This window comes from Geodermatophilus sp. SYSU D00079, assembly GCF_054050635.1.
Genome location: NZ_JBJGZS010000005.1, coordinates 1 through 25,577, shown reverse-complemented (window position 1 = coordinate 25,577; position 25,577 = coordinate 1). Strand labels below are relative to the sequence as shown.

The window sequence follows — 25,577 nt, the reverse complement described above, 5'->3', positions numbered from 1 at the left end:
AGACCCGTGCTAGCTCTGCTGCTCCTCCACCTGCTCGCCGGCGTGCTCGCGCCCGTGGTCGTCCGGTGGTGGGGGCGGCAGGCGTTCCTGGTCCTGGCCCTGGTACCCGCAGCCGGGTTCGTCTGGACCCTCGCCCAGCTGGGCACCGTCATCGGCGGGGGCGACGTCCGCGAGACCGTGCCGTGGATCCCCACCCTCGACCTCGACGTCGCCCTGCGCCTGGACGCCCTCGCGCTGACCTTCGCCGCGCTGGTCACGGGGGTCGGTGCGCTGGTGCTCGTGTACTGCGCCCGCTACTTCGAGCCCGACGACGAGGGCAGCGGCCGGTTCGCCGGGTCGCTGACCGCGTTCGCGGGCTCGATGCTCGGCCTCGTCCTCGCCGACGACCTGCTGCTCCTGTACGTCTTCTGGGAGCTGACCACCGTCTTCTCCTTCCTGCTGATCGGCGGCTCCGGCCGGCGGCTGGCCGCGCGACGGGCGGCGTCGCAGGCGCTCGTCCTCACCACCGCCGGCGGGCTGGCCATGCTGGTCGGGCTGATCATGATCGGGCAGGCCAGCGGCTCGTTCCTGCTGTCGGAGGTCGTCGCCGACCCCGGCAGCGGCAGCGGCATGGTCGCCGGGACGGCGCTGGTGCTGGCCGGGGCGGTGACCAAGTCGGCGATGGTCCCGTTCCACTTCTGGCTGCCCGCCGCGATGGAGGCACCGACGCCGGTCAGCGCCTACCTGCACGCCGCGGCGATGGTGAAGGCCGGCATCTACCTGGTCGCGCGGCTGGCCCCGGGGTTCGCCGAGGTCCCCGGGTGGCGGCCGGTCGTGCTCGGGCTCGGGCTGGCCACGATGCTGGTCGGCGGCTACCGGTCGCTGCGGCAGAACGACCTCAAGCTGCTGCTGGCCTTCGGCACCGTCAGCCAGCTGGGCTTCCTCATGGTGCTGGTGGGCGCCGGCAGCCGGGAGCTGGCCGCGGCGGGGCTGGCGATGACCGTCGCGCACGCCCTGTTCAAGTCGGCGCTGTTCCTCACCGTCGGCGTCATCGACCACGCCACCGGCACCCGCGACCTGCGCAAGCTGTCCGGGCTGGGCCGGCGGCTCCCGGTGCTCACCGCCGCCGGCGTGCTCGCCGGTGCCTCCATGGCCGGCGTGCCACCACTGCTCGGCTTCGTCGGCAAGGAGGCGGCGTTCACCGCGCTCTGGGAGGGCGGCCTGCCGTCGCGCACCGCGGCCGCGTTCGAGCTGACCGGGCTGGTCGTCGGCTCGGTGCTCACCGCCGCCTACACCTTCCGCTTCCTGTGGGGCGCCTTCGCCCGCAAGCCCGGCGTCGACGACACCGTGCCCGGGCACCCGCCGGGGCCGCTGTTCCTCGCCGCGCCCGTCGTGCTGGCCCTGGCCGGGCTGGTCGCCGGGCCGGGCAGCCCGCTGCTGGAGCCGGTGGTCGGGGGCTACGCCGAGGAGCTGCCGCTCCTCGCCCCCGAGTACGAGGAGCTGGCGCTGTGGCACGGCTGGCAGCCCGCCCTCGCCCTGACCGCGATCACCCTGCTCGGCGGCGCCGCGCTGTTCGCCGTCCGCGCGCCGCTGAACCGGCTGCAGCGGCGGATCGCGGTCGGGGCGTCGGCCGACGAGGGGTACTGGAACGTCGTCCAGGGCATCGACCGGCTCTCCGTGCTGGTCACCGGCACCACCCAGCGCGGCTCCCTGCCGGCCTACCTCGGCACGATCCTGGTCGTCGTCGTGGCGCTGCCGGGCACGATCCTGCTGACCCGGGCGCCGTGGCCGGGGGAGTGGCGGGCCTGGGACACCCCCGTGCAGGCGATGGTCGGCGTCGTCGTCATCACCGCGGCGCTGCTGGCCCTGCGCATCCGGCAGCGGCTCTCGGCGGTCCTCGTCGTCGGCGCCACCGGGTACGGGGCCGCCGTCCTGTTCGTGCTGCAGGGGGCGCCGGACCTCGCGCTCACCCAGTTCCTCGTCGAGACCCTCACCCTCGTCGTCTTCGTCCTCGTGCTGCGCAAGCTGCCCAAGGACATCACCGAGCGGCACCGGCCCCGGGAGCGCGCCGTCCGCGGGGTGATCGCGGTCGCCGTCGGGGCGTTCATGGCCGCCGTGGGCGCCGTGGCGCTGTCCGCGCGCACCGCGACGCCGGTGTCGGCGGACTACCCCGAAGAGGCCTTCGACTTCGGCGGGGGCAAGAACATCGTCAACGTCACCCTGGTCGACATCCGCGCCTGGGACACCCTCGGCGAGATCTCCCTGCTCGTCGTCGCCGCGACCGGGGTGGCCAGCCTGGTCTTCCTGCGCGGGCGCACCGGCGGGGTCGAGCGCATCAGCGACTCGGCGCTCACCGCCCGGCGCCGGCGCAGTGGCCGGGCCCCCCGCGACAGCTGGCTGGCCGCCACCGCGATCCTCGACCCGGCCCGCCGCTCCGTGGTGCTCGAGGTGATCACCCGGATCCTGTTCCACACGATCATGGTCTTCTCGCTCTACCTGCTCTTCTCCGGGCACAACGAGCCCGGCGGCGGGTTCGCCGGGGGCCTGGTCGCGGGGCTGGCGCTCGTGCTGCGCTACCTCGCCGGTGGCCGCTACGAGCTGGGCGAGGCCGCGCCGGTCGCCCCGGGCCTGCTGCTGGGCGCCGGGCTGCTGTTCGCCGGCGGCACCGGCGTGGGCGGCCTGCTGCTGGGTGCCGAGGTGCTGCAGACGGCGATCCTCGAGACCGATCTGCCGGTGCTCGGCCACATCAAGCTCGTGACCTCGCTGTTCTTCGACATCGGCGTCTACCTCATCGTCGTCGGGCTGGCCCTGGACGTCCTGCGCAGCCTCGGTGCCGAGCTGGACCGGCAGGAGGACGAGGAGGACCCGATCGAACTGACCCCCGGAGAGGTGGTGGTCCGATGACCCCGACGATCGTGCTGCCGGTGATCATCGGCGGCCTCTACGCCGCGGGCGTGTACCTGCTGCTGGACCGCAGCCTCACCCGCGTGCTGCTGGGTTTCCTGCTGCTGGGCAACGCCACCAACCTGCTGCTGCTGTCGGCCGGCGGTGCGGCCGGGCTGGCGCCGATCCTGGGCTACTCCGAGCCGGGGGAGATGAACGACCCCCTGCCGCAGGCACTGATCCTGACCGCGATCGTCATCACCTTCGGCGTCTCCGCGTTCGTGCTGGCGATGATCCACCGCTCCTGGAGGCTGGTGCACCAGGAGGTCGTCGGCACCGACGAGGAGGACCGCCGCGTCGCCGCCCGCTCGGGCACCGACGCCGACGAGCTCGACCCCGACGAGCTGGACCCGGAGGACCGCGCGGCCGGGCACGCCGACAGCCTGCACACCCCCGACGACGACCTGCTCGCCGACGACGTCGACCTGCCCGCCGGGACGGGAGCCCGGTGACCGGCGTCCTCGCGCCGCTGCCGGTCCTGCTGCCCCTGCTCGGTGCGGCCTGCGCGCTGCTGGCCTCGGGGAACCCCCGGACGCAGCGCGTCCTCAGCACCGCCGTCCTGACCGCGGTGCTGGCGGTCTCGGTGACCCTGCTGCTCATCGCGGACGCCGACGGCGCCACCTCCGTCTCCGTCGGGGGCTGGCCCGTCCCGCTGGGCATCGTGCTGGTCGTCGACCGGCTGTCGGCGCTGATGCTGGTGGTCGCCTCCACCGTGGCCCTCGGCGTCCTCGTCTTCGCCGTCGGCCAGGGCGCGGCCGACCGGCAGGAGGACACCCCGCTGTCGATCTTCCACCCGACGTTCCTCGTGCTGGTGGCCGGCGTGAGCAACGCCTTCCTCGCCGGTGACCTGTTCAACCTCTACGTCGGCTTCGAGATCCTGCTCATGGCCTCGTACGTGCTGCTGACCCTCGGGGGCACGGCCCCGCGCATCCGGGGCGGCATCACCTACGTGATCGTCAGCCTGACCAGCTCGCTGGTCTTCCTCGCCGGGATCGGCCTGGTCTACGCCGCGACCGGCACGGTGAACATGGCCGACCTCGCGGTGCGGCTGGCCGAGCTGCCCGAGGGCACCCAGCTGCTGCTGCAGTCGATGCTGCTCATCGCCTTCGGCATCAAGGCCGCGGTGTTCCCGCTGTCGGCCTGGCTGCCCGACAGCTACCCGACCGCACCGGCGCCGGTCACCGCGGTGTTCGCAGGCCTGCTCACCAAGGTCGGCGTCTACGCGATCATCCGCACCCAGACCCTGCTGTTCCCCGGCGGCGCCCTCGACGACCTGCTGATGTGGGCAGCGCTGGCCACCATGGTCATCGGCATCCTCGGTGCGGTGGCGCAGACCGACCTGCGGCGGATGCTGTCGTTCACGCTGGTCAGCCACATCGGGTACATGGTGTTCGGCATCGCCCTGGGGACGGCGGCCGGGCTGGCCGGCGCGGTCTTCTACGTCGCCCACCACATCGCCATCCAGACCACGCTGTTCCTCGTCGCGGGCCTGGTCGAACGGCAGGGCGGGACGACGTCGGTGAACAAGCTGGGCGGGCTGGCCCGGCGGTCGCCGCTGCTGGCGGTGCTGTTCTTCGTGCCGGCGATGAACCTGGCCGGCATCCCCCCGCTGTCGGGCTTCATCGGCAAGCTGGGCCTGCTGCAGGCCGGCGTCGCCCAGGGCAGCTCGCTGGCGATGGTGCTGGTCACCGGCGGGGTGGTCACCAGCCTGCTGACCCTCCTGGCGATAGCCCGCGTGTGGACCCGCGCCTTCTGGCGGCCCCCGACACAGGCGCCGGCCGACGACACCGCGGCCGCCGCCGCGGCCGACGCCGGTTCCGGCGGGGGCAGCACCCCGGACGGTGGCCCGGTCCCCGACGGCGACCCGGACCGCACCCCCTTCCAGGTCGCGTGGCGCCGGCACACGCGGGTGGCGACCGCCGCCGAGCCGGACCTCCCCCCGCCGGCCGCCAGCGTCCGAGCCCTGCGCCCGCTGCCGGCGACGATGGTGGCGGCGACCGCCGCGCTGGCCGCGGTCACCGTCGCGCTCACCGGGCTGGCCGGCCCGCTGTACGGCATCGCCGACCGCGCCGCCGAGGACCTCCTGGACCGCACCCCGTACATCTCCACGGTCCTCGGCCCGGAGCGGACCCCATGAGCGTCGAACCGGCCGCGATGCGGCTGCGCCACCAGATCCCGCTCGTCGCGTGGCTGGTGCTGGTCTGGATCCTGCTGTGGGGCACGTGGTCCTGGGCCAACGTGGTCAGCGGGCTGGTGGTGGCACTGGCCGTCCTCGTGCTGCTGCCGCTGCCGCACGTCGTCGGTGGCGTCCGGGTGCGGCCGCTGCCCCTGCTGGTGTTCCTCGGCCACTTCGCCGTCGACCTCGTCGTCTCGGGTGCACAGGTCGCCTGGCTGGCCCTGCGGCCCGGCGGCGTGCACCGGTCGGCGATCGTGCGGGTGCAGCTGCGCGTCGACTCCGACCTGCTGCTGACGATGGTCGCCGAGGCGACGTCACTGGTCCCCGGCTCGCTGGTGCTCGACCTGGACCGGGAGGAACGGCGGATCACCGTGCACCTGCTGTACGCGCGCGACCACGAGGCCGTGGCCCGCGAGAAGGAGGACGTCCTGCGCACCGAGACCCGGCTGGTCCGGGCGTTCGGTTCCGCGGAGGACCTCGCGTCGCTGGAGTCCGGCCGGTGACCGTCGTGGCGTACGTGCTGTACGCGCTCATCGGCGGCGGTGCCTTGCTGGCCCTGGTCCGCCTGGTCCTCGGCCCGTCCCTGCTGGACCGCGTGGTCGCCACCGACACCCTGCTGGTGATCATCTCCGCCGGCCTGGCGGTGTACGCCGCGCTCGCGCGCAACCCCACGGTGGTGCCGGTGCTGGTGGTCGTCTCGCTCCTGGCGTTCGTCGGGTCGGTGTCGGTGGCCCGCTACGTGGGCGGGATGCTGGTGCGCGCCCGCACCGACGACGGCCGCGACCTGGGCCTGCCGATCGCCGCCGAGGAGAGGGAGGGGCGCGCGTGAGCGGCTTCGCCGACGTCGTCGCGGTCGCCTGCCTGCTGGCCGGTGCCTTCCTCTGCCTCACCGCCGGGCTGGGGCTGGTGCGCTTCCCCGACGTCCTGACCCGGATGCACGCCGGCACCAAGCCGCAGGTGCTCGGCGTGCTGCTGGTCATGGTCGGCGGCGCGATCCGGCTCAACGGCTGGTCGGCCACCTGGATGCTGCTGCTGGTCGCCGCGTTCCAGCTGCTCACCGCCCCGGTCAGCGCGCACATGATCAGCCGCGTGGCCTACCGCCGCCGGCACGTGCGCCGCGACCTGCTGCTGGTCGACGAGCTCGCCGACGGGCGGCACCAGGACCGCGTGTACCGCGGGGACGAGCCCGGCGACGCCCCGCCGGAGGACCCGCCGCGGTCGGTCCCCGGCGGGTGAGTCAGCCCATCTGGCCCAGCCAGAACGGCAGGCCCTGGTCGTCGCGGCAGTACGCGGACAGCCCGTAGGACTGGCGCTCGACCTCCCCGGCCTGCCCACCGGCGGTGCGCACCGCGGCGACGGCGACCTCGATGTCGTCGACGGCGTACATCGGCACCGCGCCGACGTCGTGCGTGGCGCCGCCGCCGATGCCGACCATGGGGGTGACCGCCTGGTCCTCCCAGCCGTCCTCGACCCGTCCCGGGCTCATCGACCAGCCGAGGACGGCCTCGTAGAAGTCGCGGGCACGGGCGCCGTCGGGCACGCGCAGGGTCAGGTACACGGTGTCGCCGGAGCGCACCGGGGGCCGCGAGGCGGCCGGTGCCCCGGCGGGGGTCTGCAGCATCCAGCGGTGGCCGAAGGGGTCGACGACGACACCGGTGCGCCCGTACGGGGCGTCGGCCGGCTCCCGCTCGACGGTCGCGCCGGCGGCGGCCGCGCGGGCGACGGCGCCGTCCACGTCGGGCACCGCCAGGTGCAGCGACACGCTGACGCGGCCGGTGTCGGGCCCGGTGAGGCCGAGCTCCGGGTGCTCGTCGGCCAGGTAGACCGGAGCGCCGCCGACGTCGAGCTCGGCGTGGCCGATGCGGTCGTCGTCGGAGACGTGGGGGTCGCCCACCACGCGGGCGCCGAGCGCGTCGGCGTACCACGACATCGCCGCTCGGGCGTCGCGCACGACGAGGTAGGGGGTCAGCTGGGCCATCGGGGCACCTCCTGCTGGGTCGGCGGTTCGGGACGGGACGTCGGCCGGCCGCTGCGCGAGCAGGGCGCGGCGCAGCCGGTCGCGCAGCTCGGCGGCGAAGCGCGGATCGGGGTCGACCGGGGTCCACGGCCGGTGCAGGGCGCGGAAGGGCCGCTCGGGGTCGGTCACCGGGCCCTCCCGTGGACTCGTAGGCGCGGCGGAAGGCGGTGCGGGCGCGGACCAGCAGCGCCTCGGTGGCGTGCACGGTCCGGCCGAGGAGGGCGGCGACCCGCGGCACGGGCAGGTCGTCGACGTAGCGGAGGGTGAGCGCGGCCCGGTGCTGGAGGCTGAGCTGCTCGAGCACCTGCTGGGCCCGCAGCGCGTCGAGCCGGGCGTCCCAGGGGTCCTCGGCCCGTTCCTCCCCGGAGAGCAGGTGCAGGCTGCGCTGCTCGCGCTCCTGCCGCCGCCAGTGGTCGACCAGCTTGTGCCGGGCGGTGCCGATCAGCCACGGCACGGTGGTGGGCCCACCGCCTGCGGCCTCCGCACGGACGGCGGCGAGGAAGGTCTCCGCGGTGAGGTCCTCGGCCAGGGCCCGTTGCCCGCACCGGGCCAGCAGGTAGCCGTAGACCTCCGGCAGCGCGCGGTCGTAGAGCGACAGCAGCCCGGGACCGGGCGGTGGTGTCCCCGCGCGCGACCTCGGGCTGCTGCTCACACCCCTCCGTCGTCCGGGCGCGGCGTTCTCCGACGCCCCCACCCGGACCCTCCTGCTACCGCTGGGCCCGGTTCACCGCCGAGACCACCGCACGCAGCGACGCGCTGACGATGTTCGGGTCGATGCCCACGCCCCACAGCACCCGGTCGCCCACGGCGCACTCGACGTACGCGGCGGCGCGGGCGTCGCCGCCGGCGGACATGGCGTGCTCGGCGTAGTCGAGCACCCGGACGTCGACGTCGACCGACCGCAGCGCGTCGACGAACGCGGCGATCGGGCCGTTGCCGCGGCCCTCGACGGTCACCGGGACGCCGTTGTCGACCAGCTCGACGACCATGTCGTCCAGCTGCTCACCGTGTGCGGTGTGCCGGTGGCCGGCCAGGGCGAAGCGGCCCCACGGCGCGTCGGGGTCGGGCAGGTACTCGCTGGAGAAGGCGGTCCACATCTGCTGGGCGGTCACCTCGCCGCCCTCGTCGTCGGTGTGCCGCTGGATGACCGCGCTGAACTCGATCTGCAGCCGGCGGGGCAGGTCGAGGTGGTTCTCGGTCTTCATGATGTAGGCGACGCCGCCCTTGCCGGACTGGCTGTTCACCCGGATCACGGCCTCGTAGCTGCGGCCGACGTCCTTGGGGTCGATCGGCAGGTACGGCACCGCCCAGGGCATGTCCTCGACCGGCTTCTCCGCCGCGCGCGCGTCGGCCTCCAGCGCCTTGAAGCCCTTGTTGATCGCGTCCTGGTGCGAGCCGGAGAAGGCCGTGTAGACCAGGTCGCCGCCGTAGGGGTGTCGCTCGTGGACGCCCAGCTGGTTGCAGTACTCGACGGTGCGGCGGATCTCGTCGATGTCGGAGAAGTCGATCTGCGGGTCGATGCCCTGGCTGAACATGTTCAGGCCCAGGGTGACCAGGTCGACGTTGCCGGTGCGCTCGCCGTTGCCGAACAGGCAGCCCTCGATGCGGTCGGCGCCGGCGCGGTAGCCCAGCTCGGCGGCGGCGACGGCGGTGCCGCGGTCGTTGTGCGGGTGCAGGCTGAGCACGACGGCGTCGCGGCGGCCCAGGTTGCGGTGCATCCACTCGATCTGGTCGGCGTAGACGGTCGGCTCGGCCATCTCCACCGTCGCCGGCAGGTTGATGATCGTCGGCCGGTCGGGGGTGGGCTCCCAGACGTCGGTGACGGCGTTGCAGACCTCGACGGCGAAGTCCAGCTCGGTGCCGGTGAACGACTCCGGCGAGTACTCGAAGAAGATCTCGGTGCCGGTCATCTGCTCGGCCAGCTTGCGGACCACCTGCGCGCCGTGGACGGCGATGTCGACGATGCCGGCGCGGTCGGAGCCGAACACCACCCGCCGCTGCAGGGTGGAGGTCGAGTTGTACAGGTGGACGATCGCCTGCTTGGCGCCGCGCAGCGACTCGTAGGTCCGCTCGATCAGCTCGTCGCGGGCCTGGGTCAGCACCTGGATGGTGACGTCGTCGGGTACCAGGTCGTCCTCGATGAGCTGGCGGACGAAGTCGAAGTCGGTCTGGCTGGCCGCCGGGAAGCCGACCTCGATCTCCTTGTAGCCCATGCGGACCAGCAGCTCGAACATCCGCCGCTTGCGGTCGGGCGTCATGGGGTCGATCAGCGCCTGGTTGCCGTCCCGCAGGTCGACGGCGCACCAGCGGGGCGCCACGGTGGTGACCGTGTCGGGCCACGTGCGGTCGGGCAGCACGACCGGGGTGAACGGCGCGTAGCGGTGGATCGGCATGCCCGAGGGCTGCTGGGGGTGCCGGACGTGCGGGTGGTTGTCGCTCATGCTCCTGCTCACGGGGTTCGCTCCTCTGGCGCGGGCTGGACTCAGCTCCGGTGGGGCGGTCAGCAGGCGCCGGGGACGCGCGGACTCCGCGGCGAGGGGGCCGACCTAGGAGAGGGCCTCGCCGCGGCGGGTAAGCAGGAGGCAGCCGCGCACGCCCCCACGGTAGCAGCGGGTCAGGCCAGGTCGCAGCCACACGGACAGTCCGGAGCGTGCACCGGCGTGCCGTGGCCGTCGTCGACCTCGTCGCACTCCGGCGGGCAGGTGCAGTCGAAGCCCACGTCGATGCTGCTCAGCCCACCGGCGAGGAACCTCCGCTGCCGCTCGGCCGCCCGCTCCTCCCACTGCGCCTGCCGCCGCGCCGCCGCGCGCACCCACGGCGCGTCGCCGGCCCGCGGGAGCTGGTGGTCGTCGGGCGTGCCGCTGCGCCCACGGCGGACGTCGCGCCGGTCCCAGGTGCGGTCGAACGTGTACCAGACCCGGTCGCGGCCGTAGCGGTGCTCGTCGTGCCACCAGCCCTCGTCGCCGTACCGCGTGTCGAGGTGCGCCGGGTAGAACCGACCGGCCGTGTCCCGGACGGCGTCGGGGTCCATGCCCGGCACCTCCCGCCCCTGCGCGTCGAGGAGCACCAGGCGCAGCCCCGTGGCCTCGGCCGCGCGCGCCAGGACGCGGGCGTCGAGGCCGGAGCGGCCGCTCTCGGCTGCGGCCACCGCGGACTTCGAGACGCCGATCCGGGCCGCCAGCTCACGTTGCGAGAGGTCGGCCAGACGGCGGATGCGGCGCAGCAGGCCGCCGAGGTCGGTCCCGCTCATGGACGCGAGCCTCGCCGCGCCGCGCCTCGCGGGGGAGCGGACACCTCCGTCTGTGGAAGCTCGTGCTCTGCCCACAGGCCTGGGCAGAGCGCGAGCACCGGGAGAGGTGCACTACGGGGTCGCCCATCGTGCTCTGCCCACGCTGCTGGGCAGAGCACGAGCCCCGGGAGGGGTCGACTACGGGGTCGCCACTCGTGCTCTGCCCGCGGTCCTGGGCAGAGCACGAGCTCCCGGGGAGGAAGTGGTCGGCTCCCGAGCCGCGGTCGGCCGGCGGCGCGGGGTCCGACGGCCGGGCCGGCCGGAGTCGGTCGGCGAGGGCCGGGAGACGGGTCAGAAGCGCTTGGTCAGGCGCATCCGCAGGGGACGGCCGTCGGGGTCGTCGACGAGGCGGTAGACCGGCGTGGCCCACAGCCGGGTCGGCAGCGACAGCCGGTCGGTCCGGTGCGGACGCAGCCGGCCGGGCGGGCGCGGGCCCCGCCGGCCACCGGCGTGCCAGGCGTCCAGCGCCGCCGCCGAGGACTCCAGCGCCGCCACGAAGTCCTCGGGGTCGAGCAGGTCGGCGTCCGCGCTGCCGTCGGGGGCGCGGTCCAGGTGCTCCCGGGCCAGCTCCAGCCGCAGGTCCCGGGCGAACACGCGGGCGCCGTCGCCGGTGCCGGCCGGGTCCCGCGGCTCCCGGGGGTCGCGGGTGGTGTCGAGGACGGCGGAGGACAGCTCGCTGTCGTGGGTCCACGACCGCCGGTTGAAGTTGTCGCTGCCCACGCTGGCCCACACGTCGTCCACCACGCAGACCTTCGCGTGCACGTAGACCGGCGTCCCGTCGTGGTTCTCCACGTCGAAGACGTGCACCCGGTGGCGGCCGGCCCGGCGGCACATCTCCAGGGCCTGCCAGCGGCCCACGTACTGCGACCGCTGGGCGACCGCGCCGTCCTGGTCGGGCACCCGCGGCACCACCACCACCAGGTGCAGCCGCGGGTTGTCGGCCAGTGCCTGGGCGAACAGCCGGGCCACCTCCGCGGACCACATGTACTGGTCCTCCAGGTAGACCAGCCGCCGGGCCCGCTTGATCGCCTTGGAGTAGCCGCGGGCCACCGACCGCTCGCCGGCCGGCGCGAAGGCGTAGGGCGGCCGGATGGCCGGGTACGTGCGGAGGTTCTGCACTATCGCCGGCCCGCACGGTGGCGGCGGGGGCAGCTGCGGCGGGAGGGGGTCCCCCTTGAGCCGGGCGTGGTGGAGCTTGTCGCGCACCCAGGCGATCGGGTGGTCGGCGTCGGGGCTGGTCGGGTCGTCCCAGCGCTCCCGGAACACCGTGTCCAGGACCGCGACGGCCGGCCCGCGCAGCATCAGCTGCACGTCGTGCCACGGTGGCCGGGGACCGTAGGCGGCGGCCATCGGCAGCGGCTGCGGGTCGCCGGCGTGCGTGGCGTCGTCCCGGCGGCCGTGGCAGAGGTCGATGCCGCCGATGAAGGCGACGTCGCGGGTCGGGTCCTGGTCGTGGCGGAGGACGACGAACTTCTGGTGGTGGCTGCCGAAGCGGCGCACCCGCTGGTCGAGGATCACCTCACCGCCCCCGTGCTCGACCTCGGCGTCGAGGGCGCGGTTCTCCTCCTTGCTGAACGACAGCCGGTCCATGTGCGAGCGCCACACCAGCCCGCGCACCGTCACCCCCCGGCGCACGGCCTCGGTGAACAGCTGCGCGACGGTCGGGCCGCCCGGGCGCAGCTGCTCGTCCGGGTCGCCGCGCCAGTCGGTGAAGAACAGGTGGTCACCCTCGTCGAGGGCCTCCACGCACTCGACGAGCCGGTCGAAGTAGGCCGCCCCGTGCACGAGCGGCACGGCGAGGTTGCCCTCGGTGTACGCGGGCAGGGTCGTGGCCGGGTTGCCCCGCTCCTCGGCCGTGAGCAGCCACTGCTCGGGATCGTCCACGCGGTGATCACATCCCGCCGTCCCGGGGCACGCAACCACACCGGACACGGACGTCGGTAGCCTGTGGACCCGTGGCCCTCGTCGTCCAGAAGTACGGCGGATCATCCGTCGCCTCCGCCGCGCACATCAAGCGCGTCGCCGAGCGCATCGTGGCGGCCAAGAAGGCGGGCGACGACGTCGTCGTCGTGGTCTCCGCGATGGGCGACACGACCGACGAGCTCCTCGACCTCGCGGCGCAGATCACCGACGACCCGGCCGGTCGCGAGCTCGACATGCTGCTCACCGCCGGTGAGCGCATCTCCATGGCCCTGCTGGCCATCGCCATCAACACCCACGGGTACGAGGCGCGGTCGTTCACCGGCTCGCAGGCGGGGGTGCTGACCACCTCCAGCCACGGCAAGGCGCGGATCATCGACGTCACGCCGGGCCGGCTGCGCGACGCCCTCGACGAGGGCGCGATCGTCATCGTCGCCGGGTTCCAGGGCGTCAGCCAGGACACCAAGGACGTCACGACGCTCGGCCGCGGCGGGTCCGACACCACCGCGGTGGCCGTCGCCGCCGCGCTGCAGGCCGACGTCTGCGAGATCTACACCGACGTCGACGGTGTCTTCACCGCCGACCCGCGGATCGTCCCCAACGCCAAGCGGCTGGACACCGTGACGTACGAGGAGATGCTCGAGCTGGCCGCCTCCGGCGCCAAGGTGCTCATGCTCCGCTGCGTCGAGTACGCCCGCCGCTACGGCATCCCGGTGCACGTCCGCAGCTCCTACTCCCAGCTCCCCGGCACGATCGTGACCGGCTCGATGGAGGACCTCACGGTGGAACAGGCCATCATCACCGGCGTCGCGCACGACCGCTCCGAGGGCAAGGTCACCGTCTACGGGGTCCCTGACCGGCCCGGCGAGGCCGCGCAGCTGTTCCGCGTGCTCGCCGACGCCGAGGTCAACATCGACATGATCGTGCAGAACGTGTCGGCCGAGGCCAGCAAGCTCGCCGACATCTCCTTCACGCTCCCCAAGAGCGACGGCCCCGCCGCGCTGGCGGCGCTGGAGAAGGTCAAGCACACCGTCGGCTACACCGACATCCGCTTCGACCAGCACATCGGCAAGGTGTCCCTGGTCGGCGCGGGCATGCGCTCGCACCCCGGGGTGTCGGCGCGGTTCTTCGGCGCGCTCGCCGACGCCGGGGTCAACCTGGAGCTGATCAGCACCTCGGAGATCCGCATCTCCGTGGTGTGCCGCGACACCGACGTGGACCTCGCCGTCCGCGCGGTGCACGACGCCTTCGACCTCGGCACCGACGAGGCCGAGGCCGTCGTCTACGGAGGGACGGGACGATGAGCACGCTGTCCAGCGGACTCGGCACGGGCGACGGCCTGCGGGTCGGCGTCGTCGGCGCCACCGGCCAGGTCGGCGGCGTCATGCGCCAGATCCTCGCCGAGCGGCAGTTCCCGATCAGCGAGCTGCGCTTCTTCGCCTCCGCCCGCTCCGCCGGCAGCACCCTGCCGTGGGGCGACGGCGAGATCACCGTCGAGGACGCCGCCACCGCCGACCCCACCGGGCTGGACGTCGCACTGTTCTCCGCCGGGGCCACGACCTCCCGCGTGCAGGCGCCGCGGTTCACCGAGGCCGGCGTGACGGTGATCGACAACAGCTCGGCGTGGCGGCGCGACCCCGACGTCCCGCTGATCGTCGCCGAGGTGAACCCGCACGCCCTCGGCGAGATGCGCAAGGGGATCATCGCCAACCCGAACTGCACCACGATGGCCGCGATGCCGGTCCTCAAGCCGCTGCACGCCGAGGCCCAGCTGGTGCGCATCGTGGCCAGCACCTACCAGGCGGTCTCCGGCAGCGGGCTGGCCGGCGTCGAGGAGCTCGACACCCAGGTCAAGGCGGTCGTCGACAAGGCCGCCGAGCTGACCCACGACGGCGCGGCGGTGACCTTCCCCGAGCCGGTCAAGTACGTGCGGCCGATCGCGTTCAACGTGCTCCCGATGGCCGGCTCGCTGGTCGACGACGGCACGTTCGAGACCGACGAGGAGCAGAAGCTCCGCAACGAGAGCCGCAAGATCCTCGAGATCCCGGACCTGCGGGTGTCGGGCACATGCGTGCGGGTGCCGGTCTTCACCGGGCACTCGCTGTCGCTCAACGTCGAGTTCGCCCGGCCGCTGTCGGTCGAGCGGGCCACCGAGCTGCTGACCGGCGCGCCGGGCGTGGAGCTGACCGCCGTCCCCAACCCGCAGCAGGCGGCCGGGCAGGACCCCAGCTACGTCGGCCGCATCCGGCAGGACCCGGGTGTGGACGACGGCCGGGGCCTCGCGCTGTTCGTGAGCAACGACAACCTGCGCAAGGGCGCCGCCCTCAACACCGTCCAGATCGCCGAGCTCATCGCTGCATCACGGTGACCCTCCGGGTCACACCGCGGCCACGTGCCGTCCCCCGCCTGCGCTGAGCCGGCTCCCGTCCCACCTCGGGGAGGACTCCGTCCTCCCGTCGGCGTGACCGCGGTGATCGGCCGGCGGGCGCCTACGGCCGCACGTTGCGCAGGGCGAAGCTGAGCGCGACCTCGACCTGGCGGATGGTCTCCTCGATGACCAGCGAGCCGTGGCCGGCGTCGAACCGGTACACCTCGTGCGGCTTGCCCAGCTCCTCGAGGCGGGTCAGGTAGTTGTCGATCTGCCGGATGGGGCAGCGCGGGTCGTTGGCGCCGGCCACCACGAGCACCGGAGCGCGGACGGCGTCGACGTAGGTGATCGGCGAGGAGCGGACGTAGACGTCGCGCACCTCCTCCGGTGACCCGCCGAACAGCGCCCGGTCGTAGGCCCGCAGCCCCTCCATCTCGTCCTCGTAGGCGGCCAGGTAGTCCGCGACCGGCACCTCGGCGATCCCGGCGGCCCAGCGCTCCGGCTGCGTGCCCAGCCCGAGCAGGGTGAGGAAGCCGCCCCACGACCCGCCGGACAGCAGGGCCCGCGCGGGGTCCACGACCCCCTCGGCGACCAGGGCGTCGTAGACCGCGGCGACGTCCTCGAGCTCGGTGAGGCCCGGGCGGCCGGTGAGCGCGTCCCGCCAGGTGCTGCCGTAGCCGGTGGAGCCGCGGTAGTTCACGTGCACGACCGCGTAGCCGGCGTCGACGTAGGCGGCGCGGCGGGCACGGTAGGAGTCGTCGTCGGCGGCCTCCGGGCCGCCGTGCACGAGGAACGCCGTGGCGTGGGGCGGCTCGCCGGCCGGCCGGACCACCAGCGCGTGGATGTCGCCGCCCGGCCCGGGCACCCAGCGGTCCTCCACGGGGTAGGCCGCCGGTGGCTCCTCCCCGGGCGCGGCGAGGACGACCGGCCCGTCGGCCCGCCGGATCACCGGCGGCAGCTCGGCGTTGGACCACGCCAGCTCCACGGTGCCGTCGGGGCGGGCCGTGGCGCCGCGGACGACGCCGCGCGGGGTGTCCAGGCGTTCCAGCGACCCGGTGGCCAGGTCGTAGCGGTACAGCTCGCTGCGGGCGGCGTGGTCGTGGCCCACCAGGAGCGCCGAGCCGTCGGGGTACCAGCCGGCGGTCACGTCGCCGGGCAGGTCGAGCACGATCTCGGTCTCGGTGTCGGTGCCGACGTCCCAGATCAGCAGCTCCTCCCGCCCGCGCCGCTCGTGGCCGACCAGCAGCCGCCGGTCGCCGGGGAGCGGGGCGAACTCCAGGGCGTGCAGACCGCGGCCCTCGCCGTCCCACTTCTCCGCGACGACCGCGGGGGCCTCGAGCGTGGTGTCGGCGGTGCGCAGCACCCGCAGCGCCGGGTAGCGCGGGTCGCCGTGCTCGGAGTGCGAGACGACCAGCAGGTCCTCGTCGTGGGTGAGCGCGTCGACCGAGGCGGGGTCCTCGTGCCGGTAGACCACCCGCGGCGACCCGCCGGCGGGGGCCAGCCACAGCTCCGAGCCGTCGTCGGTGGAGCGGCCGACCGCGACCAGCCGGGTGCCGATCTCCAGCCCCGCCGGGTAGGCCGGCCCCACCTCGGGGACGGCGACCCGGTCGTCGCCACCGGCGAAGGGCTGCACCATCCAGACGCCGAACTCGTCGCCGTCGGTGTCGGCGAACCACCAGATGGTCTCGCCGTCGGGGCTGATCGTGCCGATGAGCGTGCCGTTGGCCCGGTCGGTGGCCTGCCGGTGGGCGTCGGTGGTGCGGTCCCAGGCGTACTGCTCGACCACGCCGCTCACGTCGGAGGAGTACAGGCAGCGGTGCGGCGCGTCGCGGGCCCAGTCGGGGAGGCTGACCCGCGGGGCGCGGAAGCGGGCCTGCCACCGGGCGGTGACCTCCGGCGGGAGGGCCGCCGCGTAGGGCGTCGGCGTCGCGGGGGTGATCACGCCGGACTCGGCGGGCTGGGCACTCACCGCGTCATCTTCCCCCGGCACCGGCTCCCGCGCCGACACCCGGGTGGTCCACCGCCGCGTCCCGGACGTCGCCGATCAGCTGCTCGAGGACGTCCTCCAGGGCGACCACGCCGACGGTGGCGCCGTCCCGGACGACGTGGCCGAGGTGCGCGCCCTGGGTGCGCATCTCGGAGAGCACGTCCGGCAGCCCCGAGTGCGCCACCAGCGGCACGAGCGGGGTGATGTGCTCCTCGTCGATCGGCCGGTCGCGGTGGTCGCCGTCGACCCCCAGCACGTCCTTCACGTGCACGAAGCCGCGCAGGGCGCCGTCCTCGCCGCGCACCGGGTAGCGGCTGAAGCCGTGCTCGGCGACGACCGCCTCCAGCTGCCGCGGCGTCGTCGACCGCGGCACGGTGACCACGCGGTCCAGGGGCAGCAGCACCGACTCGACGTCGTGCTGCTCGAAGGTCAGCGCGCCGGCGGCGAGCTCGCCGACCTCGTCGCCCAGACGGCCCTCCTTGCGCGACTGGGTGATCATCGAGCGGATCTCGGCCTCGTCGAAGCTGGCGGTCACCTCGTCGGTCGGCTGGACGCCGAAGAGCCGGACGAACCCGTTGGCCACGGTGTTGAAGAACCAGATGAACGGCGCGAGGAGCCGGACGAGGGTGGCCAGCGGCGGGCCCAGCACGAGCGCGGCGCGGTCGGGGCCGGCGATGGTGATGTTCTTGGGCACCATCTCGCCGAGCACCATGTGCAGCACGGTGACGATCGACAGGGCGATCACCAGCGCGATCGGGTGCAGCAGACCCTCGGGGACGCCGAGGGCCGCCATGGGCCGCTCGATGAGGTGGGCCACCGCCGGCTCGCCGACGGCACCGAGCCCCAGCGAGCACAGGGTGATGCCCAGCTGGGCGCCGGCCATCATCCGGGAGACGTTGCGCATCGCGGCGAGGGTCTTGCGCGCCCGGGGCGAGCCGGCCGCGGCGCGCGGCTCGATCTGGTCGACGCGGGCGGAGACCAGCGCGAACTCCGCGGCGACGAAGAACGCGTTGCCCAGCAGCAGCGCGACGAGGACCAGCAGGCTGACGACGTCGCTCATGCCGCGATCCCCTCGACGGGCGCCTCGACCCGCTCGGCGCGCACCCGCGCCACCCGCCGTCCGTCCAGGGTCTCCACGGTGAGCCGGGCGCCCTCCAGCGCCACGGTGTCGCCCACCTCGGGCAGTCGTTGCAGCCGCTCGGCGAGGAACCCGGCCAGCGTCTCGTAGCGGCCCTCCGGCACCGGCACCCCCGTGCGGTCGCGCACCTCGTCGGGCCGCAGCAGCCCGGACAGCAGCCAGGTCTCGTCGTCGGCCCGGCGGAGGGTGCGCAGCGGCCGGTCGGTCTCGTCGGAGATCTCGCCGACCAGCTCCTCCACGATGTCCTCCAGGGTGACCACGCCGTGGGTGGCGCCCCACTCGTCGACGACCAGGGCGATCTGCAGGCCCTGCTCGCGCAGGAGGTCCAGCAGCCGCTCCAGCTGCAGCGACGAGGGGACGGCGAGCACCGGGGAGGCGAGCTCACCGGCGGTGCGGGTGCTCCGCTCCGCCTCGGGGACCGCGACGGCGTGCTTGACGTGCACGACGCCGACGACCTCGTCCAGGTCGCTGCCGTACACCGGGAAGCGGGAGTTGCCCGACTCCACCGACGCGGCGATCACGTCCGCCGCGGTGGCGCGGGCCGGCAGGCTCCACAGGCGGGTGCGCGGGGTCATGACGTCGGTGGCCAGCTTCTGCCGCAGCCCCAGCGACCGCTGCAGCAGGCGGGCCGCCACGGGGGACAGGTCGCCCTCCTCGGCGGAGCGGCGGGCCACGGCGGCCAGCTCGTCGGCCCCGCGGGCGGAGTCCAGCTCCTCGCGGGGCTCGATGCCGAGCCGGCGCACGATGGCGTTGGCCAGGCCCTGCAGGCCCGTGACCACCACGCCCGAGACACGGGTGAACGCGCGCATGCCCGGGGCGACGAAGGCGGCCACGGCCAGCGGGTTGGCGATCGCGAGGTTCTTGGGCCCGAGCTCACCGAGCAGCATCTGCAGCACGGTGGCCAGGGCGAGGGCCACGCCGTAGGAGACGCCGGTGACCGCACCGGCGGGCAGGCCGACGGTCTCCAGCGGGCCGCGCAGCAGGTGGCCCAGTGCCGGCTCGGCGAGGTAGCCGACGACCAGCGTGGTCAGGGTGATCCCGAGCTGGGCGGCCGACAGCTGGGTGGACAGCGAGCGCAGCGCCGTCACCACCCCGCGCGCCCGGCGGTCGCCACCGGCCGCCGCCTCCTCCGCCCTGCCACGGTCGACCGTGGTGAGGGAGAACTCGGCGGCCACGAAGAAGCCGGTCAGCGCGGTCAGCGCCACCGCGGCGAGGAGGAGCAGCCACTCGGTCATCGCCACCCCCGGTGCCCCGGGGGTGGGCTGCCGAACCCCCGGCGCCGGGGAACCGGCCCCGGGAACGACTCAGAGGCCGCCTCGCGGCGGCCCCTGAGCACTGGTCGGGGTGACAGGATTTGAACCTGCGACCTCGTCGTCCCGAACGACGCGCGCTACCAAGCTGCGCCACACCCCGAGGTACCCGAGAAGTCTAACCGACGCCGTCCTCAGCTCTGACGGGCGGTCAGCGTGAGGAGCGTCGCCTCCGGCGGACAGGCGAACCGGGCGGGTGCGTAGGGGCTCGTGCCCAGCCCCGCGGAGACGTGCAGCCAGGTCCCGGCGGGGTGGTCCGGCGCCGGCTCGGCCCACCGGTGCAGCCAGCGCACCCGGTCGCGGTCGATGCCGCAGTTGGTGACCAGCGCGCCGTAGAAGGGGATGCGCAGCTGCCCGCCGTGCGTGTGGCCGCACAGCAGCAGGTCGTAGCCGTCGGTGGCGAACCGGTCCAGCACGCGCGGCTCGGGGGAGTGGGCCAGCCCGAGCCGCAGGTCGGCGCCGGTGTCGGCGGGCCCGGCGATCCGGTCGTAGCGGTCCCGCCGGATGTGCGAGTCGTCCACGCCACCGAACACGATCCGGCGTCCCCGCACGACGAGCTCGCCGGTGGCGTTGGTGAGGTCCAGCCAGCCGCGCCGGGTCATGCCCTCGCGCAGGTCCCGCCACGGCAGCGGGTCGCCGTGCACCCGCTTGTGGTGCCGCTTGAAGTACTTGAGCGGGTTCTTCGGCCTCGGCGCGTAGTAGTCGTTGCTGCCCAGGACGAAGGCGCCGGGCAGCTCCAGCAGCGGCTCCAGCGCGCGCAGCGTGCCGGGGACGGCGTCGTGCCCGGCCAGGTTGTCCCCGGTGTCGACCACGAGGTCCGGCTCCAGGTCGGCCAGCGAGGCCACCCAGGCCTGCTTGGACCGCTGCCCGGCGGTCATGTGCAGGTCGGACAGGTGCAGCACCCGCAGCGGCTCGGACCCCGGCGCGAGCACCGGGACGTCGAAGCGGCGCAGCGTCCAGCGGTTGCGCTCGTACAGGGAGGCGTAGGCGATCCCCGCGGTCGCCGACGCGAGGACGGCGGAGGGGACGACGGTGGTCGCGCGCACGGGAGTCCAGGGTACGGGCGCGGCCGCGGCGACCGCCGTGCCAGGCTGAGGTCGTGCCCGACCTCAAGGAACAGCTGCGCGCCGACCTGACCACCGCGATGAAGTCCCGCGACGAGCTGCGCACCGCGACCCTGCGCATGGTGCTGACCGCCGTGACCGCGGAGGAGGTGGCGGGCAAGGAGGCCCGCGAGCTCACCGACGACGAGGTCCAGGCCGTGCTGCGCCGGGAGGCGAAGAAGCGGCGGGAGGCCGCGGAGGCCTTCGCCGCGGCCGGCCGCACCGAGCAGGCCGAGCGGGAGCGGGCCGAGGGCGACATCGTCGGCGCCTACCTGCCCGCCCAGCTGGAGGACGCCGACCTCGCCGCCCTCGTCGCCGACGTCATCACCCGCACCGGGGCAACCGGGATGAAGGACATGGGCCGGGTGATGGGCGCCGTGCAGGGCCAGGTGGCCGGGCGGGCGGAGGGTGGCCGGGTGGCCGCCGAGGTCCGCCGCCAGCTGGGCTGAACGGCCCGGCCGACCCGCTGGGGCCGCCGCGCACCGCGGCCGGCCCCGGACGTGCGACGTCCCCGGGCCGGGAGCGGTCGCCGGGGACGTCATGGGGCGGTCAGTTGCCGGGCGGAGCCCCGCCGGCCGGCGGGGCCGCCCCGTCCGGTGCGGGCGGCGCGGCGCCCCCGGCGTCCGGTGCCGGGGCGACGGGCCCGGAGCCGTTGCTCACCAGGATGGAGACGACCTGCTCGGGCGTGATCCGGCTCCCGGCGCCGGGATCGGTGCCCAGCAGCGTGCCGGCCGGCTGGTCGCTGTCCACGGCGACGGTGGTGGCGTCCAGGCCCGCGGCCTGCAACGCACCGCGGCACTCGTCCTCCGACGAGCAGGCGGGCACCTCGCGGGTGTTGCCGTTGGCGACGACGGCGTCCTCCGGCGGGAACTCCGCCGCCGGCCGGCCGCTCAGGATCGGCTGCATCGCGTCGTGCCAGATCGTCGCGCCCTTGCCGCCACCGAAGCCGCCGACGCTGCGGTCGGCCACCGAGTTGAACACCATCACGCTGGCGGCGTACTCGGGGGTGTATCCGACGAACGTCACCGAGGCGTTGTTGTTGATCGTCCCGGTCTTGCCGGCGATCTGGTGCCCCGGGATGTAGGCCCGCTCGGCGGTCTGGCCGGGGTGCCCGGGCTCGACGTCGCCGCGCAGCATCTGGTTCAGGGTGTTGGCGACGCCGGTGGGGACCGCGCCCTCGGTGCAGTTGTCGTCCTGCACCACCGGCTCGCCGTCGCGGGTCAGCGGCTGCCCGTGGCGGTCGAGGATCGCGGTGACCGGCGTCGGGTCGCAGCGGGTGCCGCTGGCCGCGAGGGTGCTGTAGGCGCTGGCGAGGTCCAGCGGGCTCACGGCGTCGGCGCCGAAGGTGAACGAGCCGCGGTTCTCGGCGATGATCGTCTCGGCCGGGAACTGGTTGGGCGCGTCGAAGTGCATGCCCATCCGCTCGGCCATCCGCACCGGGCCCTCGACGCTGCCGAGCGCGTCCTCCAGGGCGAGGAAGTAGGTGTTGGAGGACATGTACAGCGCCCGGGTCATGTCCAGCGTCGCCGGGTAGCGGCCGGCGTTGGGCACCGAGTAGGGCCGGCGTCCGTCCTTGTAGACGCGCGAGGTGTACCGGTCGCCGGTGGTGATCGTGTAGTGCTTGGAGTAGCCCTCCTCCAGCGCGGCGGCGGCGGTGAACACCTTGAACGTCGACCCCGCGCCCTTGCTCGGGACGACGTTGAAGTTCACCGACTCGCAGTCGGCCTCCCCGCACCCGTACCGGCGGTTGACCGACATGGCCAGCACGTGGCCGGTGCCGGGCTCCACCGCGGTGTAGGTGCCGACCAGCTCGTCGCCCATGGCGAGGGTGTTGAGCACGGCCTGGTCGCCGGCGGCCTGCATGTCCGGGCGCAGCGTCGTCTGGATCGTCCAGCCGCCGTTGCGGATCTCGGTGTCCCCGAGGCCGAGGACCCCGGTCAGGTAGCCGTACAGGTAGTCGCAGAAGAAGCCGCCGAGCGCGGCGTTGACGCACCCGTTGGGCGGCGACACGCCCTCCTGGACGTCGACCGGCGAGGCGGAGATCTCGTCGAGCTCCTGCTGGCTGATGTGCCCGAGGTCGAACATGCGCTGGAGCACCTGGTTGCGGCGGACCTGCGCGTTCTCCGGGTTGGCGATCGGGTCGTCGTTGGCCGGGCTCTGCACCAGTCCGGCGAGCATCGCCGCCTGCGGCAGGGTCAGGTCGGCGGCGTCCACGCTGAAGTACTTCTGCGCCGCGGCCTGGATGCCGTAGGCGCCCTGCCCGAAGTAGGCGATGTTCAGGTAGCGGGTGAGGATCTCGTCCTTGGAGTACTTCTCCTCCAGGGCGAGGGCCAGCCGGGCCTCCTTGAGCTTGCGGCCCAGGCTCTCCTCGGTGGCCGCCTGGCGCTCCTCGGGGGTCGCGGCGGTCTCGGCGAGGGTCTGCTTGACCAGCTGCTGGGTCAGCGTCGAGCCGCCCTCCCGCACCGACCCGGCGGCCACGTTGGTCACCAGCGCCCGCAGCGTGCCCTGCACGTCCAGGCCGTTGTGCTGCTGGAAGCGGGAGTCCTCGATGTCGACCAGCGCCTGCTTCATCACGTCGGCGATCTGGTCGGGCTCCACCGGCGTCCGGTTGTTGGTGTAGAAGGTCGTGATCAGCGACCCGTCGGCGGCGAGCACCCGGGTGTTGCCGGCCGGGGCGGCGTCGGTGAGCTCGACCGGGAGGGCGTCGAGCAGCGACGCGGAGTTCCGCGCCACCACACCGCCACCGCCGACGAAGGGCAGCAGCATGCCGGCGAGCAGTGCTCCGGCGAGGACGATCGTCGCGGCGAGCTTCGCGAGGACCCGGGCGCGGGCGGGGGCGGCGGGAGACATCGCGAGCAAATGTACGTGCCGACGTGCTCCTGACGTCGCCGTCAGCGACGGCGCGCGGGCAGCACTCTGCTACGGGGGACGCCGGTCGGCGTGTCGGCGTCCGGACCGGTCAGCGCGTCGGCCATGACCCGCAGCCCGTCGAGGTCGTGCACGTCGCCGGCGGCGGCCGGTACGGTGCGGACGGCGACCTGCGGGTGGGCGCTGGTGAACCGGTCGGCCAGCCGCTGCTCGCGGGCCGCGGCGCTCATGCGGTCGGCGTGCACGCGCAGCGCCCCGGCGGCCAGCTCGGCGCCCTCCCCGCCGGCCTCCAGCACCTCCTCGGCGGCCGCGTCGGCGCGGGTGGCGGTCAGCCCGGTGGTGGCCGGCGGGTGGGTGCGGTTGAGCACCAGCCCGGCCAGGGGCATCTGCTCGGAGGACAGCCGGTCGACGAAGTAGGAGGCCTCGCGCAGGGCGTCGGGCTCCGGCGTCGCGACGACGACGAACCAGGTGCCCGGCCGGCGCAGCAGCTCGTAGGTGGCGGTGGCGCGCTCGCGGAACCCACCGAACATGGTGTCCAGCGCGGAGACGAAGGCGGAGATGTCGCGCAGCAGCTGCCCGCCGAGGACCTTGCTGATGATCCGGCTGAACACCAGGAAGCCGGCGCCCACCAGCCGCATGCCGGCCCGGCCGCCGGCGCGGGCGGGCGCGGTCAGCAGCCGGATCATCGTGCCGTCGAGGAACCGGCTCATCCGGTTCGGGGCGTCGAGGAAGTCCAGCGCCGACCGCGACGGCGGGGTGTCGACGACGATGAGGTCCCACTGCTCGCTGGCCCGCAGCTGGCCCAGCTTCTCCATCGCCATGTACTCCTGCGTGCCGGCGAAGGAGGACGACAGCGCCTGGTAGAAGGGGTTGGCCAGGATCTGCTCGGCCCGCTCCGGCGTGGAGTGCGCGCACACGACGTCGTCGAACGTGCGCTTCATGTCCAGCATCATCGCGTGCAGCTCGCCCTTGGCCCCCGGGACGTCGACCCGCCGCGGCTCGTTGTCCAGCTCCACCAGCCCCAGGGACTGCGCCAGCCGGCGGGCCGGGTCGATGGTGAGGACGACGACGCTGCGACCGGACTCGGCCGCGGCCAGGGCCAGCGCGGCCGACGTCGTCGTCTTGCCCACGCCGCCGGCGCCGCAGCAGACCACGATCCGGGTGGCCGGGTCGGCGATCAGCTCGGCCAGGTCGAGGGGGAGCGCCTCGGGCGGCGGCGGTGCGGTGGGGCGCGGGTGGCGGTGCCGCTCGCCGGTCGTCGTCCCGGCGGCCTCGCTCACGCCGCCACCTCGGCCCGCAGGTGCTCCTCCAGCCGGCCGGCCAGCTCGAACAGCGCCCCGACGTCGATGGGACCGGGCAGCAGGGGCAGCTCCACGGTGGGCCGGCCCAGGGCCTCCACCTCGTCACGCAGATCGTCCTGCGCCGCCCAGCGCCGCGCGTGCTCGACCGCCTCGGCCGCCAGCGCGTCGGCCAGCGCGCTGCCGTCGTGCACGTGCGCGGCGGTGAGGGCGGGGGCGAGGTCCGCGCCGGTCAACCCGGCCGTGGCCGCACGCTCCAGATGCCCCTCCGGCAGCAGCGGCTCCGTGGCCATGTTGACGATCACCGAGCCGACGGGGAGGCCGGCCTCGGTCAGCTCTGCGATGGCGTCGGCGGTCTCCTGCACGGGCATGTCCTCCAGCAGGGTCACCAGGTGCACCGCGGTCTGCGGCGACTTGAGCACCGCCATCACGCCGTCGCTCTGGGTCTTGATGGGCCCGGATCGCGCCAGACCGGCGACCTCGGCGGTGACGCCGAGGAACCGGGTGATCCGGCCCGTCGGCGGGGCGTCGACCACCACGGCGTCGTAGACCCGGCGGCCGTCGCGGCGGCGGGTCACCGCCTCCTTGATCTTGCCGGTGAGCAGCACGTCGCGCAGGCCCGGGGCGATCGTGGTGGCGAAGTCGATGGCGCCCATCTTGCGCAGTGCCCGGCCGGCCCGCTTGAGGTTGTAGAACATCTCGAGGTACTCGAGCAGCGCCTCCTCGACGTCGATGGCCAGCGCCTTCACCTCGCCGCCACCGCGGGTCACCGCCACCCGGCGCTCCTCGTAGGGCAGCGGAGGGGTGTCGAACAGCTGCGCGATGCCCTGCCGGCCCTCGGTCTCGACGAGCAGCACGTGCCGGCCGTCGGCGGCCAGGGCGAGGGCGAGGGCGGCGGCCACCGTCGTCTTGCCGGTCCCGCCCTTGCCGGTCACGACGTGGCAGCGCACGGGGAACGGTTCGGAGGCCACGGCGATCAGCCTAGAAGGACCCCGTCCTCCCCACCCCTCGCGAGCTCGGGGTGGGACCCGGGACGGGGCCAGGAGCCGAGGGTGACCCCGTCCTCCCCACCCCTCGCGAGCTCGGGGTGGGACCCGGGACGGGGCCAGGAGCCGAGGGTGACCCCGTCCTCCCCACCCCTCGCGAGCTCGGGGTGGGACCCGGGACGGGGCCAGGAGCCG

At 74.3% G+C, this 25,577-nt stretch carries 20 protein-coding genes, 1 tRNA gene and 1 pseudogene; 9 read left to right on the top strand and 13 right to left on the bottom strand.

Features of this window, described 5'->3' with window-relative positions; all coding sequences use genetic code 11:
- Window positions 1–6 precede the first annotated feature (6 nt).
- Genes ACI79E_RS06405 through mnhG form a run of 6 tightly spaced genes read left to right on the top strand, consistent with a single transcriptional unit; the run spans window position 7 to window position 6,334 of the window.
- Entirely contained in the window at window positions 7–2,883 is a 2,877-nt protein-coding gene (locus tag ACI79E_RS06405; protein WP_456931692.1) for a Na+/H+ antiporter subunit A, read from the top strand.
- Window positions 2,880–3,374, top strand: a complete 495-nt coding sequence (locus ACI79E_RS06400) for a Na(+)/H(+) antiporter subunit C (protein WP_456931691.1) — start codon at window positions 2,880–2,882, stop codon at window positions 3,372–3,374. The genes ACI79E_RS06405 and ACI79E_RS06400 overlap by 4 nt, the downstream gene beginning before the upstream one ends.
- Complete coding sequence (locus ACI79E_RS06395) at window positions 3,371–5,059, top strand: Na+/H+ antiporter subunit D (protein WP_456931690.1); 1,689 nt, start codon at window positions 3,371–3,373, stop codon at window positions 5,057–5,059. Before ACI79E_RS06400 ends, ACI79E_RS06395 begins: the two co-directional genes overlap by 4 nt.
- Window positions 5,056–5,601 (top strand): Na+/H+ antiporter subunit E, encoded by a 546-nt coding sequence (locus tag ACI79E_RS06390; protein WP_456931689.1) that lies wholly within the window; start codon window positions 5,056–5,058, stop codon window positions 5,599–5,601. The genes ACI79E_RS06395 and ACI79E_RS06390 overlap by 4 nt, the downstream gene beginning before the upstream one ends.
- Window positions 5,598–5,927 carry a monovalent cation/H+ antiporter complex subunit F gene (locus tag ACI79E_RS06385; RefSeq protein WP_456931688.1) on the top strand — a complete coding sequence of 110 codons (330 nt, stop codon included), beginning with the start codon at window positions 5,598–5,600 and terminating at the stop codon, window positions 5,925–5,927. Before ACI79E_RS06390 ends, ACI79E_RS06385 begins: the two co-directional genes overlap by 4 nt.
- Window positions 5,924–6,334: a monovalent cation/H(+) antiporter subunit G gene (mnhG, locus tag ACI79E_RS06380; protein WP_456931687.1), complete on the top strand. Its 411-nt coding sequence runs from the start codon at window positions 5,924–5,926 to the stop codon at window positions 6,332–6,334. Before ACI79E_RS06385 ends, mnhG begins: the two co-directional genes overlap by 4 nt.
- A 1-nt stretch (window position 6,335) precedes the next feature.
- On the opposite strand, the gene ACI79E_RS06375 is transcribed toward mnhG, so the two are convergent.
- From ACI79E_RS06375 to ACI79E_RS06355, 5 genes and pseudogenes are all read right to left on the bottom strand, one after another.
- Entirely contained in the window at window positions 6,336–7,244 is a 909-nt protein-coding gene (locus ACI79E_RS06375) for a VOC family protein (protein ID WP_456931686.1), read from the bottom strand.
- A 40-nt stretch (window positions 7,245–7,284) separates the two neighbouring features.
- Window positions 7,285–7,767 (bottom strand): annotated as a pseudogene (locus ACI79E_RS06370) (RNA polymerase sigma factor); the annotation flags it as partial.
- A 55-nt stretch (window positions 7,768–7,822) separates the two neighbouring features.
- On the bottom strand, window positions 7,823–9,568 hold the full coding sequence (leuA, locus tag ACI79E_RS06365; protein ID WP_456931685.1) for a 2-isopropylmalate synthase: 1,746 nt from the start codon (window positions 9,566–9,568) through the stop codon (window positions 7,823–7,825).
- 161 nt (window positions 9,569–9,729) lie between these two features.
- Complete coding sequence (locus tag ACI79E_RS06360) at window positions 9,730–10,365, bottom strand: helix-turn-helix domain-containing protein (RefSeq protein ID WP_456931684.1); 636 nt, start codon at window positions 10,363–10,365, stop codon at window positions 9,730–9,732.
- Between the two features lie 330 nt (window positions 10,366–10,695).
- Window positions 10,696–12,288, bottom strand: a complete 1,593-nt coding sequence (locus ACI79E_RS06355) for a phospholipase D family protein (protein ID WP_456931683.1) — start codon at window positions 12,286–12,288, stop codon at window positions 10,696–10,698.
- 71 nt (window positions 12,289–12,359) lie between these two features.
- On the opposite strand from ACI79E_RS06355, the gene ACI79E_RS06350 reads away from it, so the two are divergent.
- Window positions 12,360–13,628, top strand: a complete 1,269-nt coding sequence (locus tag ACI79E_RS06350) for an aspartate kinase (protein WP_456931682.1) — start codon at window positions 12,360–12,362, stop codon at window positions 13,626–13,628.
- Window positions 13,625–14,692: an aspartate-semialdehyde dehydrogenase gene (locus ACI79E_RS06345; RefSeq protein ID WP_456931681.1), complete on the top strand. Its 1,068-nt coding sequence runs from the start codon at window positions 13,625–13,627 to the stop codon at window positions 14,690–14,692. Before ACI79E_RS06350 ends, ACI79E_RS06345 begins: the two co-directional genes overlap by 4 nt.
- Before the next feature lie 121 nt (window positions 14,693–14,813).
- On the opposite strand, the gene ACI79E_RS06340 is transcribed toward ACI79E_RS06345, so the two are convergent.
- From ACI79E_RS06340 to ACI79E_RS06320, 5 genes are all read right to left on the bottom strand, one after another.
- A complete protein-coding gene (locus ACI79E_RS06340; RefSeq protein ID WP_456931680.1) occupies window positions 14,814–16,661 on the bottom strand; it encodes a prolyl oligopeptidase family serine peptidase in 1,848 nt (615 codons plus the stop codon).
- A gap of 4 nt (window positions 16,662–16,665) precedes the next feature.
- A complete protein-coding gene (locus ACI79E_RS06335; protein WP_456931679.1) occupies window positions 16,666–17,739 on the bottom strand; it encodes a hemolysin family protein in 1,074 nt (357 codons plus the stop codon).
- Entirely contained in the window at window positions 17,736–19,052 is a 1,317-nt protein-coding gene (locus ACI79E_RS06330; protein ID WP_456931678.1) for a hemolysin family protein, read from the bottom strand. Before ACI79E_RS06330 ends, ACI79E_RS06335 begins: the two co-directional genes overlap by 4 nt.
- A 101-nt stretch (window positions 19,053–19,153) precedes the next feature.
- Window positions 19,154–19,230 (bottom strand) — tRNA-Pro (locus ACI79E_RS06325).
- Between the two features lie 31 nt (window positions 19,231–19,261).
- A complete protein-coding gene (locus tag ACI79E_RS06320; RefSeq protein ID WP_456931677.1) occupies window positions 19,262–20,173 on the bottom strand; it encodes a metallophosphoesterase in 912 nt (303 codons plus the stop codon).
- A gap of 53 nt (window positions 20,174–20,226) precedes the next feature.
- On the opposite strand from ACI79E_RS06320, the gene ACI79E_RS06315 reads away from it, so the two are divergent.
- The gene (locus tag ACI79E_RS06315; protein WP_456931676.1) at window positions 20,227–20,679 is read left to right on the top strand and encodes a GatB/YqeY domain-containing protein; all 453 of its coding nucleotides are present in this window, start codon (window positions 20,227–20,229) and stop codon (window positions 20,677–20,679) included.
- Window positions 20,680–20,779: 100 nt separating this feature from the next.
- Here the strand turns inward: ACI79E_RS06315 and ACI79E_RS06310 are convergent, their stop codons facing one another.
- The 3 genes from ACI79E_RS06310 to ACI79E_RS06300 are packed head-to-tail and all read right to left on the bottom strand — an operon-like array spanning window position 20,780 to window position 25,367.
- Window positions 20,780–23,080, bottom strand: a complete 2,301-nt coding sequence (locus tag ACI79E_RS06310) for a penicillin-binding protein (RefSeq protein ID WP_456931675.1) — start codon at window positions 23,078–23,080, stop codon at window positions 20,780–20,782.
- Between the two features lie 41 nt (window positions 23,081–23,121).
- Entirely contained in the window at window positions 23,122–24,378 is a 1,257-nt protein-coding gene (locus ACI79E_RS06305; protein ID WP_456931674.1) for an ArsA family ATPase, read from the bottom strand.
- Complete coding sequence (locus ACI79E_RS06300; protein WP_456931673.1) at window positions 24,375–25,367, bottom strand: ArsA-related P-loop ATPase; 993 nt, start codon at window positions 25,365–25,367, stop codon at window positions 24,375–24,377. Before ACI79E_RS06300 ends, ACI79E_RS06305 begins: the two co-directional genes overlap by 4 nt.
- Window positions 25,368–25,577: the final 210 nt, after the last annotated feature.

Excerpts from the sequence above, each read along its gene's own strand:
- ACI79E_RS06400 (WP_456931691.1), top strand. The coding sequence starts at position 2,880 with ATGACCCCGACGATCGTGCTGCCGGTGATCATCGGCGGCCTCTACGCC.
- ACI79E_RS06390 (WP_456931689.1), top strand. The coding sequence starts at position 5,056 with ATGAGCGTCGAACCGGCCGCGATGCGGCTGCGCCACCAGATCCCGCTC.
- ACI79E_RS06360 (WP_456931684.1), bottom strand. The coding sequence starts at position 10,365 with ATGAGCGGGACCGACCTCGGCGGCCTGCTGCGCCGCATCCGCCGTCTG.
- ACI79E_RS06345 (WP_456931681.1), top strand. The coding sequence starts at position 13,625 with ATGAGCACGCTGTCCAGCGGACTCGGCACGGGCGACGGCCTGCGGGTC.
- ACI79E_RS06335 (WP_456931679.1), bottom strand. The coding sequence starts at position 17,739 with ATGAGCGACGTCGTCAGCCTGCTGGTCCTCGTCGCGCTGCTGCTGGGC.
- ACI79E_RS06330 (WP_456931678.1), bottom strand. The coding sequence starts at position 19,052 with ATGACCGAGTGGCTGCTCCTCCTCGCCGCGGTGGCGCTGACCGCGCTG.
- ACI79E_RS06310 (WP_456931675.1), bottom strand. The coding sequence starts at position 23,080 with ATGTCTCCCGCCGCCCCCGCCCGCGCCCGGGTCCTCGCGAAGCTCGCC.